Source organism: Mesotoga sp. Brook.08.105.5.1 (genome assembly GCF_002752635.1).
In the GTDB taxonomy this organism is placed as follows: Bacteria; Thermotogota; Thermotogae; order Petrotogales; family Kosmotogaceae; genus Mesotoga.
This window is the reverse complement of sequence record NZ_AYTW01000032.1, coordinates 1-9,954: the sequence shown is the minus strand read 5'-3', so window position 1 is coordinate 9,954 and position 9,954 is coordinate 1. Positions and strand designations below refer to the sequence as shown.

General features: G+C 43.8%; 9 protein-coding genes and 1 pseudogene. 4 read left to right on the top strand and 6 right to left on the bottom strand.

Translation table 11 applies throughout. The features are described from left to right. Positions 1-263 precede the first annotated feature (263 nt). Both V512_RS10615 and V512_RS10610 read left to right on the top strand, forming a co-directional pair. Complete coding sequence (locus tag V512_RS10615; RefSeq protein WP_099830048.1) at positions 264-545, top strand: type II toxin-antitoxin system Phd/YefM family antitoxin; 282 nt, start codon at positions 264-266, stop codon at positions 543-545. After that, complete coding sequence (locus V512_RS10610) at positions 542-940, top strand: putative toxin-antitoxin system toxin component, PIN family (protein ID WP_099830440.1); 399 nt, start codon at positions 542-544, stop codon at positions 938-940. The genes V512_RS10615 and V512_RS10610 overlap by 4 nt, the downstream gene beginning before the upstream one ends. 502 nt (positions 941-1,442) lie before the next feature. On the opposite strand, the gene V512_RS10605 is transcribed toward V512_RS10610, so the two are convergent. The 3 genes from V512_RS10605 to V512_RS10590 form a co-directional block, all read right to left on the bottom strand. Then, on the bottom strand, positions 1,443-2,117 hold the full coding sequence (locus V512_RS10605) for a nucleotidyl transferase AbiEii/AbiGii toxin family protein (protein ID WP_099830439.1): 675 nt from the start codon (positions 2,115-2,117) through the stop codon (positions 1,443-1,445). 109 nt (positions 2,118-2,226) lie between these two features. Next, positions 2,227-2,985 carry a type IV toxin-antitoxin system AbiEi family antitoxin domain-containing protein gene (locus V512_RS10600; protein ID WP_099830438.1) on the bottom strand — a complete coding sequence of 253 codons (759 nt, stop codon included), beginning with the start codon at positions 2,983-2,985 and terminating at the stop codon, positions 2,227-2,229. 613 nt (positions 2,986-3,598) lie between these two features. Continuing rightward, positions 3,599-3,994 (bottom strand): nucleotidyltransferase domain-containing protein, encoded by a 396-nt coding sequence (locus V512_RS10590; protein WP_099830436.1) that lies wholly within the window; start codon positions 3,992-3,994, stop codon positions 3,599-3,601. Between the two features lie 394 nt (positions 3,995-4,388). Between V512_RS10590 and V512_RS10585 the strand changes: the two genes are divergently transcribed. Both V512_RS10585 and V512_RS15135 read left to right on the top strand, forming a co-directional pair. Beyond that, on the top strand, positions 4,389-5,888 hold the full coding sequence (locus tag V512_RS10585) for a sulfite exporter TauE/SafE family protein (RefSeq protein WP_165775391.1): 1,500 nt from the start codon (positions 4,389-4,391) through the stop codon (positions 5,886-5,888). Positions 5,889-6,147: 259 nt separating this feature from the next. Then, positions 6,148-6,978, top strand: coding sequence for a transposase (locus tag V512_RS15135; protein ID WP_243392388.1), 831 nt, complete (start codon positions 6,148-6,150; stop codon positions 6,976-6,978). 742 nt (positions 6,979-7,720) lie between these two features. On the opposite strand, the pseudogene V512_RS10575 reads toward V512_RS15135, so the two are convergent. From V512_RS10575 to V512_RS14755, 3 genes and pseudogenes are all read right to left on the bottom strand, one after another. After that, positions 7,721-8,017: pseudogene (locus tag V512_RS10575) on the bottom strand (type II toxin-antitoxin system VapC family toxin); the annotation flags it as partial. Between the two features lie 108 nt (positions 8,018-8,125). Continuing rightward, complete coding sequence (locus tag V512_RS10570) at positions 8,126-8,344, bottom strand: hypothetical protein (protein ID WP_099830433.1); 219 nt, start codon at positions 8,342-8,344, stop codon at positions 8,126-8,128. A 1,376-nt stretch (positions 8,345-9,720) separates the two neighbouring features. After that, positions 9,721-9,954: hypothetical protein (locus tag V512_RS14755; protein ID WP_207759760.1), on the bottom strand; the 234-nt coding region annotated here is incomplete at its 5' end.

The following is a 9,954-nucleotide window of genomic DNA, read 5'->3' as shown; positions in this document are numbered from 1 at the left end:
GGCAGTTGTGTATATCTCTTGAACGCTTCGCTTATGATCTGTAGAAAAATAGGGACAGACTCCATTTTCTCATGTAGAAAAATAGGGACTATGATCTGTAGAAAAATAGGGACAGACTCCATTTTCTCAAGATCGGTTCCTCGTTCCGACGCATTGCGTCCAGGTTCTTGGTTCTTAGGCCGCGGAGCGGAACTGGCATTTACGATTGTGTAGGTAATTATGTAGGTCTTATTGTACAATATACTTGTACAGGAGGTGGTTTTATGAAGTACATAGCGACTCGAGACCTGAGAAGCAATCCCTCAGCGGTCTGGAAAACACTTGATGAGGGATCGGAGGTTATCGTTACGGTTAACGGGAAGCCTAAAGCAATAATGATAAGGGCAGACGAGGATCTCGAATTTCTCATAAAGGCTATTTCACGAGCAAAAGCTGAACTCGCGGTCGAAAGAATGCGACTCCAGTCTTTGAAGAACGGTCTTGATAGTCTTTCTTCAGAGGAAATTGAGAGAGAGATTTCTGAAAGCAGAAAAGCGGATAGATGAAGATAGTAGTAGACACAAACGTCCTTGTCGCGGCTCTAATAAATCCTTACGGAAGTCCCGCAGGTGTTCTCAATTGTATTCTCTCAAATCGTGTTCTTCCATGTTTCGATGCAAGAATTATCGATGAATACGAGAGGGTTCTTCAAAGACCGAGATTTGGATTCAGGAGCGACGATATAAGGGCGCTTCTGGATTTCTTTGTCAGGTCGGGTTTTCTTGTGACTCCCGAACCTGTCTCTTTGGAGCTTCCAGATCTATCGGATTTACCTTTTGTTGAAGTCTCCAGAGCCACTAACAGTCCGATCGTTACGGGGAATGCTAAACACTTTCCCGCCGATTTCGTAACTGTCCTGAGTCCTGCAGCGTTGCTTCAGATAGTTCATAGAAGGGCGTGAAGAGCTATCTTTGAAAGCCGATTAAGAAAAATACGGACAGAGTCTATTTTATCAAGAGCGGTTCATCGTTCTGACGCTTCGCGTCCAGGTTCTTGGTCATCAGTTCCAAGTTCGAAGATGCAAGTTATAAGAACAAGAGCTAAAGAATCGGTTCTTACCAGCTATCAGCGGGTTCTTATTCTTAAGCGCTCAGCGGATCTTAGAACAAATAGGGACTCCATTATTTACATTCAGTAACACAGGTGTTCGTTCAGTTGGAGCACGTTTGCAGTCGATAGTTTTCCGAAAAGTGCGGTTCATAAGACGTGGGTCGTTGATCATAAACCACCAGACAGAGCCGGAACCCGTGAAATGCTATTTGGAACACAATCGGATATGCGTGTTGGAGAACGCTCTGATCTTCATGCAAGATGAAGGCTTGGAAGTGTATATTCTTAACGGATGAACTGCTTTGATACGATACCTTCGTGAGCTTATTAGCTAAACACTTCCATTTTCAAGGTTAACGATGCTTATTCATCCAGTTTTTTTCATGTAGCTTTTGAAGAACATCGTCAAATACATTACTAAACGCAGGCAGTGAGTTTAGTTGGTTTCCGAGTGAGCTTTTCCACGCGTTTTCGAAGTCTCTTTCATTGCTTCTGAAGTTATCAAGATCAAAGTCTATTTTCTTGAAGAGAAACTTCTCCCGAACGATGCCTTCAATAATCGACCAGTCGACCTTATCCCATAATTTCCATATATCATATAGATCTCTAGGTCTTGTCCTTTGAAAAAGACTCCTAATTTTTTCTGCCATGATTTCCTCAAGCGGGTACACCTTTACTTCATAATCTAACTGATCAGAATAAGGATGAATTATCTGCTTTAGGCTAGGTGGAAGAATTACGTGTTCATTCGATTTCTTTGTAATATCGACCTTTATTTTTGTTCTGTTTACCCCTCTCTGTTTTATTTGGAATGATAAGGTTGCTTCGTATCCATTATCGTTCGATTTAACGCCGCTATTAATGATACTTATTCCACTTTCCTCTTGTGTTCTTTCTGCAGCATTGGTGATTTGTTCATTGAGTTCATCAATCTCAACTTCATCAAGCAAAGTGAAATCGAGATCATCCGAAAATCTATAATTCTCAAAGTAGACTTTTCTAATGCCTGTACCACCCTTCAGAACCATGTCTATTGCTCTTAAATGCTTCAATATCCAATTTTGCGCATAATCTCTTTCTATGGCCGAGATTGGTACTCCAATTGACCAGATTTTTCTTCGATTTCTTGTGGTCTAATCATTCTAAATCTCCCAAGATTTTTTCATCCAGATTCACTATGAGCATCCATTTTGAGTTCTTTGGACCTTTATGTGTCATTGTTGGATCAAGATATAGATAGTTCCTTGTATTGATAGCGGGTAGGTTTATATCTACATCTAGATAATCACACAAATAACCCAATCTTCTTATGACTCCAGTATTATTGATTTTCTTTGTGTATTCAACAAGTCGATATTTATCATATTCTCCACTTTTTATGGCTTTCGCCACTTCTACAATGCCACCACAGTATTGCGGTTTGTCCAGACAGTCCACTATTGTTTTTTCTTTATCTGTTATGTTTATTTGATCGTAATCGATCCAGGTCTTTCCTATACCGAAAAACTTGTGTTCTTTTATTCTTACTATCTTGTACCTAATACCAATGATTCTCTTTTCCCGTATGTCCTTTCTTGAAGTTGTTTCAATGAATACGGTATTTGGTATTTGTTCAGTTAATCCATAATGGTTCAAAGCTGACCAATACGCTATCGCATATGGATCAACAAGCAATGAACCAATAAGGAATTCATTTACAGTATATCTGTCCTTTTCTCTTCCCAAAGGTATTATCAAATACTTTCCTCTCTCTATTCTTTTTATCCAGCCTCCTTTTTCTAGCCTAGAAAGCATTACCCAAAGGACATTTCTCTGAATATTGAACTCATTAGCAATATCGTTTATGGTAAACACATCACCTTTCTTGGCTAATTTGTCTAGAATGTCTATTCTCATTACAATACACCTACCTTACCCAACATGTTATGTTTTACGTATCGGATCAAGAAATAGTTCTATCCATAGTTTAGCAGATTGTCTATGTTTTTCAATTTGAAGAGAACAAGGACCTTACGATGAAACTCCGATTCAGATCGTAAAACCGTGATTCTCTGACTTCTTGTCCAACCATTGGGAGTCGAAGGGACTATTTCCCGGTAAGCGTGTCGGTCATATCGTGAACAACCTTCAGCTTCGATGTGCTTTGGACGTCGTTTAAAACAGATATGTCGATCAGTCGGAATGAGTTTCCTCGTAAGACCCTTCTAGAGCCTGCCGGTAAAGTCTTTTCATATTCTGTACCTTGCTTTTGATCTCATCAATTTAGTCTTTGATACATTGAATAAACGAGGTTTCGTTTTTCTTGATCGATCGCAGCAAATCTGTCTCAACTTGTAGACGGTAGCAAACCAGAAGGTCGGACGATAATCTATGCATCCTCTCGATCTATTCTGGCCTACGTTTTCTCCGAGTCTTACGCACGCTTTGTTCAAGAGATATACGATCATTTCTGAGTAGTGGGTCAATCCGGCGGACGCATACTTGGCTATTTCAGGCTTTTCTCTCATCATTACGTACGCGTATCATTTTTGAGCCTCCTAGGAATGGACTTTGATGTTCTGCAGGTCTTACTCGCTAAAAGGTGGGCCAGCCGTTTATCGACAGCATCGCGAAGTTCCATGAATCTTTGACTATTCTTCTCATCCAGATAGTAGACGATCTTGAGATCTACCGACGTGGAGACAAACGGGTTCGAGAATCGGGCCATTTCTTCAATTTGTTCCCAGTCGTACAAAAAAGCGTCGTGTGTGACATAACCCACAATGAAGCATGAAGTGATCTTGTAACCATCGGGATCGTTCATCACTATGAATAGGTCAAGATCGGACTTTTCGTTAATATCGTCCGAGGTGAATGAGCCATAGATACCAATCAGAGCAACTGAACAGGGCAAACGCGCCTTGATTTCTCGATTACTGCCTTGATAATCCTTTCATTTCGAATCAAAAGGGTCTCTTTGATCTTGTTATCTATGTAAATTCATCGGCGGGGGGCTGCTTTAAAATCGCAGAGGAAACCCGCTCCCTCCTTTCATCGGCCAATACCAATTCTGGCAGACAAAACTAGATTCAATCATTCAAATTCCCACTTTCGATCAGGCCAACTGGCAGTAAGTTCGACAAAGGAAGAACTGCCGGCCTACCGCTTTCGGCCTTTCATGGTGAAATTGGTCGATTTTCGATTTTGTAAACCATGGCACAACGTATCTATCACAGTTTTGAGTGGACAAAAACTGTCTGCTTTGTGCTAGAATGATAATGTTGTTGATCTTGTCTCTCTTCATTTGCGAGGTGACTCAGTTGAGCTCGAGATCCTCTTCATTAAAGACGTTTTTTGTGCGCGGCATGCATTGCCAGAACTGCCAGCTTTTCGTCGAAAGTAAACTTGAGGAAGTTGATGTCATAAAAAGGGCTAGGGCCTCCCTGAAAGATTCATCGGTCGAGATTGAATTCCTAGGGGAGGCTATCTCGGTCGAAAGTATCAACGAGATCTTGAGCGGAACGGGATACAGTGTCGCTGAGTCGAAGTCGGAGAAACATACCGGAAAAGCAGTAAAGGTACTCGTTGCCGCTTCGCTGGCCATTGTTGTGTTTTTCACCGTGGAGAAATTCGCCATTGGCGGCTTGATGAACGTAGATTCAAGTTCATCGCTGTTGGGTTTCTTCCTTTTCGGACTGGTAGCAGGGATATCTAGCTGCGCGGCTCTTGTGGGAGGTCTTGTTCTTTCTGTTTCCAAACAGTGGTATTCGCTTTACAGTTCTGAGGATTCCTTTCTTCAAAAGCTGCAGCCCCATCTGATCTTTCATGCCGGACGGCTGGTCTTCTATAGCTTCTTTGGATTCTTGCTGGGCTTGCTTGGCCAGAGTCTGAAAATCTCGTTCACCTTTTCTTCGATCCTTGTGATAGCAGTCTCAATCGTGATGCTTTTGATGGCACTTCAAATGCTGGGAATCCCCACGGTGAGTTTATCGATCCCTCCCTTTTTACGTAAATTGCTGGCAGTAGATAAATCCAGACGTGGACGAATGATGCCCTTCATACTGGGAGCTACAACCTTTTTCCTTCCCTGCGGCTTCACGATAACGGCTCAGGCTCTGGCACTACTGTCGGGCTCTCCATTCCATAGCTCGATGATAATGTTCTTTTTCGCACTTGGCACCTTCTTCCCACTCATCGCTATCGGCGCTTCATCACTTAAGTTCTTCAGCATGAAGACCTTCTCGGAAGTCTTCACGAAAATAGCGGCGGTTTTGATAATATTTTTCGTCATTTACAACGTGAACAGCCAGCTAAACGTCCTAGGGCTTCCCAGCCTGAACAATCTGACCATCGGGACCGGCGAGCAGGTTCCGTTTACTCCCGATGATTCTACGACCGTACTGGCAACAGCCAGTGAAAAAGAAGAAGAGATAGTTGTGAATGAAGCTAGCCCGAAGGAAACGGGGGAAATCATAGACATCGAAGAGATGGTTGGATTTCAGGAAGTTGTGGAAGAACAGCCTTTTGTTATCGTCCAGAGTGGACCGGAGATACAGGTTATAAGGACTGTGGCCAATGCGACAGGATACACGCCAGATTATTATCAGGTAAAAGCCGGCGTTCCCGTCAGGTGGGAGATCGAAGATGTCGGCACCAGCGGTTGCACCAACGCTATCATCTCAAGAAACCTCTTTCCCCAACGCGTAGAGCTTACCAGGGGCAACACCAGCGTTGTAGAATTCACTCCGCAGCTTCCCGGTCAGTATAAATTCAGTTGCTGGATGGGCCACTACACAGGGATCATAGAAGTTGTGAACTGACAAACGCTCTTGCAAGAGGCCAGGACTCTATAAACAGGACTCTATAAATAGGGACAGACTCCATTTTTGTTATAATCTCTATTGAATCGGAGGTATGCGAAAATTGGATACAGACGTTTGGAGATTCGTCAGTCCGCATCTTCTCTAGAATGAGATCCCGCATAGGATCACTGCGGGATGACAGAATCGGAGCCGTTCATTTGAGCATAGAGGTTTGCTCGAGCGATTCTTTTCATCTATATGGTTCGAGGTGATGATGATGCCGAGGTCAGCTCGGGTCGTATTCGAAGGTGTTGTTCATCACATTACTCAAAGAGGTAATTACAGGCAGAATATATTTGAGGATTCTGCCGACAGGAAGAAGTACATCGAGTTCGTCAGTGAGTATTCGAGAAAGTATGAAATGAAGATCTATGCTTACTGTCTTATGACCAATCACGTGCATTTCTTAGCGGCTCCCCTTAGAAACGATTCACTTGCAATGACCTTCAAGTACACCAATATGAGGTACTCAAACTACTTCAACAAGAAGAACCGGAGAGCCGGCCATCTCTGGCAGGCGCGTTTCTACTCCTGTCCTCTGCATCGCGATCACGCCCTTGAGGCACTCAAGTATGTTGAAAGGAATCCCGTTCGGGCCAAGATGGTTCAATTTCCCTGGGAGTATGAATGGTCGAGCGCTAGGGAACACGTTGGTATGAGTGTGATGGTAGACGTTTCGGATGAAACCAACAGCTCTTCTAGAGATGCAGGCAATGAATCTGTGGACATACATGAAGAGCCCGTTCGTACCCGATCTATCACGGCAAATGAAAAAGTGTCTGAAGGCAACGCTATATCTTCTAAGGTTCCAATAGCTTCTTGCAAGAGCATTCAGCTTTCTTCATTGAAGGATCTGGATCTTAACTGGAATGTGGAAGGCTGGAGAGAGTTTCTCGGTTTCCCCGATAAAGATGATTTTCTGAGTAGAATCAGGGGAAACACGTTTTCTGGAAAGCCGTTGTTTGCCGAAGAACTTGTGGCCGATCTTGAGAAGGAGCTCGGGGTTCCACTTGGCCGTAAGCCGAGAGGGAGACCTAGGAGGGAGTAGCTTTAGGAGCGTTCTTCGATGCTATGTGTCCAAGTTCCTCAGAAGAGAAAAAGACGTCCTTTGACCTTCGTCCAGGAGCGTGGACCCGTCCTTAGGAAGAGCGGGAGAAGAGCAGTTCTTCGTTCCGACGCTTCGCGTCCATGTTCTTCGTTCTTGGTTCAGGATCGAGGACATAAGAGCCAGAACGAGATCCCGTATAAGAGCATTACGGGATGACAGGGGATGTCGGGATAAATGTCCTACAACGAAAAACGGTACGGACGTCAGGAGCTCGTCAATCCCTATTTTCGCTTCTCGTCATCTCGTGGTTTTTAACTACGATTTCGGTCTGCGGTGGCTCTCTCTCGCTCTTCTCGGTGGACGGTGGACCGTTGACGGACAACGTTGTTTTGAGCAGCGTTCAGCGGGTTCTTGTTCTTAAGCGTACAGCGGAACTTCTGGTGTACAGCGGATCTTCACGAACCAGTCACCTTCGGTGGCCAGTCTATGCTTTGCAAAGGCCAGTCTCGCTTTCGGCGAGGCCAGTTCCGACTTCGTCGGGCAAAAGAACCGCTGTTCGCTTTCTAAGAGACGAAGAACGCAGGAAGAGCAGAATCAGTTGGCCGTTAGAGGTTCGCCGTTCTCCTAGAGAGTATACGTCAGTTGCGGGTTATAAGAACAAAAGCTGAAGAATTTGTTCTTGTCAGCGATCAGCGATGAGCGTTTTCCAACCGGCAGTTCTACCAGCGTAGCGGAGATTCAGTTATTCTCTCCAGTCCTGCAACTTCAATCCTGGAATTCTGCTGAAGTGTTTCATGTTGTGCGTGACTAAAGTCATGTCGTTTTCGATGGCAATACCGGCTATGAGAAGATCCATATCATCCAAAGGCGTTCCGAGTTTTCTAAGATACGCATAGTGCGTCGCAGCGATAGAAGCTGATTCAAGCGTAATAGGAAGTACTTCATTGAACAGACAAAACTCCAGGAATTGCTCTATTTGTCTTGTCGCTTCAATGTGTCTCAAACCACTGAGGATTTCGTAGTACGTTATTATGCTGAGAAAGACTTTCTCGTGACCTGTTGAATATTCTTACATTCTGGATACTACAGAAGAAGCATTGCCGCGGAAGAACATGGAAAGTATGTCTGTATCCACGAGTAATGAGAGTCAGACATCGCACTCCCTTCTTGCCTTTTCTCTTCGGTCTCTTAGTTCTTTGATCATAGCGTTGTATTGTTCAGAATCGATCTCTTTCCATGAGCCTGCATAGTCGGTAATTGATCTTCTCTTTGACTGAAGATCAGAAAGATTGGACTTACTGCTTCTGATTAGTTCCAGTAGCAGTTGAAGCTTATCTTCCGGGATATTCTCAAGTTCGTCGATCATTTGCTTCTTAGAACAAAAATAGGGACAGACTCCATTTTTAGAACAAGAGCAGTTCTTCGTTCCGACGCTTCGCGACTAGGTTCTTCGTTGGTTTAGGTCTAAAAACAGGGACAGACTCCATTTTCTGAAGAGCGGTTCATCGTTCCGACGCTTCGCGTCCAGGTTCTTGGTTATAAATACAAAAATAGGGACAGGACAGACTCGTTGAGCACAAAAATAGGGACAGACTCCATTTTTCCAAGAGCCGTCCTTGGAAGAGCGGGAGAAGAGCGGTTCCTCGTTCCGACGCTTCGCGACTAGGTTCTTCGTTGGTTTAGGATCGAGGGCGTAGAGCGGGAGCAAGATCCATTACTTAAAGAACGGTGTCCCGTATAGAATTACTTCGGGCTGACACGGGATAATCGGATGGGGCATTAGAATCTCATTTCTTTGTCAACAACCAAATGTTCTTGTGGGCCTTCGATTCCTTGTTTGTGTAGAAGACGTATTTTCTGTGAGTTCTTGGTGATCTTTACGTTCCCAGATGAAACCCAGAAAAACTTCCGGTTCTCAGTGATGACTCTGATCTGATTATCCATGATCCATTGCTTCATCCATCGCGCCTTTATGATCACCTCATCGACCTCGGATTCATTTGCTGGATGAATCTCTATGAATGCTGTTTTCAGAACAGCATCAATGTCGATAAAAACAGCATAGTCCCATCTATTCTCAGTCGGATAATCCTCTTTGAGGCAGCTATCTAGGAAAATAGGGACTCCATTATTTTTTTGTGTTGTGCTTTCTGGCTTTTCTAATGGAACGCTCATTGGAGATTAAAGCAAAAAAGAATGGGATTGATGCATCTCCTCAAAAACTGAAGGAATCTCTCAAATCACTACAGGTGATGGGTTTTTCTACAAATCATAAGGACTATTTTTTGAAGACAAAGGGGGATCCGCTTGGGAATAAGTTGGTGAGGCTCTTTAGAATTAAGCCTCCCAACAATGTGACGGAACAATCTGAACTCGTTCTTTGATTTAGATAAGATTTAAGTCGCTTCTGTTCGTGGTGGCAATTTGGCATTTTTTCTTTCCAACTTTTGCTCTATGACTGATTTTGCACTCTGGGTCGTGACAAAGTCAAGTGGATAGAACACTATGTAATTATAAATATTTGCCTAGTGTTCTATCCAAATTATTCTACCATAGTGGCAGCTTAAGAAACACGACACGAACCGCTTTGCGGTTGCCATAGGAAAAACGGGGACAGACTCCATTTTTAGGAACAGGAGCAGTTCCTCGTTCCGACGCTTCGCGACTAGGTTCTTCGTTGGTTTAGGATCGAGGGCGTAGAGCGGGAGCAAGATCCATTACTTAGGGCTTCCTGAAAAACTGCTACCTTGTTCCAGTTAAAGAGGTCGTCATGTTCAAGAGAGTAGTAGTTGACTCACAATATGTGGATTTTGACGTAGAACACCCTCGAAATTGCTCCGATTTCTTCCCAGAATAGCCATCGGAAAAATGAAAAAAAAAGCCCCTCAACCAGCGGGCAAGGTTCATTGCAATCATCGTAAAAGCGATCATGGTTTCGCTTGTTTCTTTCAGCTTTCCCCGGATAAGCCCCAGTCC

Bases quoted from the DNA above. Each gene is read 5' to 3' on its own strand.
- V512_RS10615 (WP_099830048.1), top strand. From the start codon at position 264: ATGAAGTACATAGCGACTCGAGACCTGAGAAGCAATCCCTCAGCGGTC.
- V512_RS10600 (WP_099830438.1), bottom strand. From the start codon at position 2,985: ATGAGAATAGACATTCTAGACAAATTAGCCAAGAAAGGTGATGTGTTT.
- V512_RS10570 (WP_099830433.1), bottom strand. From the start codon at position 8,344: ATGATCGACGAACTTGAGAATATCCCGGAAGATAAGCTTCAACTGCTA.
- V512_RS15135 (WP_243392388.1), top strand. From the start codon at position 6,148: ATGCCGAGGTCAGCTCGGGTCGTATTCGAAGGTGTTGTTCATCACATT.
- V512_RS10605 (WP_099830439.1), bottom strand. From the start codon at position 2,117: ATGGTTCTGAAGGGTGGTACAGGCATTAGAAAAGTCTACTTTGAGAAT.
- V512_RS10610 (WP_099830440.1), top strand. From the start codon at position 542: ATGAAGATAGTAGTAGACACAAACGTCCTTGTCGCGGCTCTAATAAAT.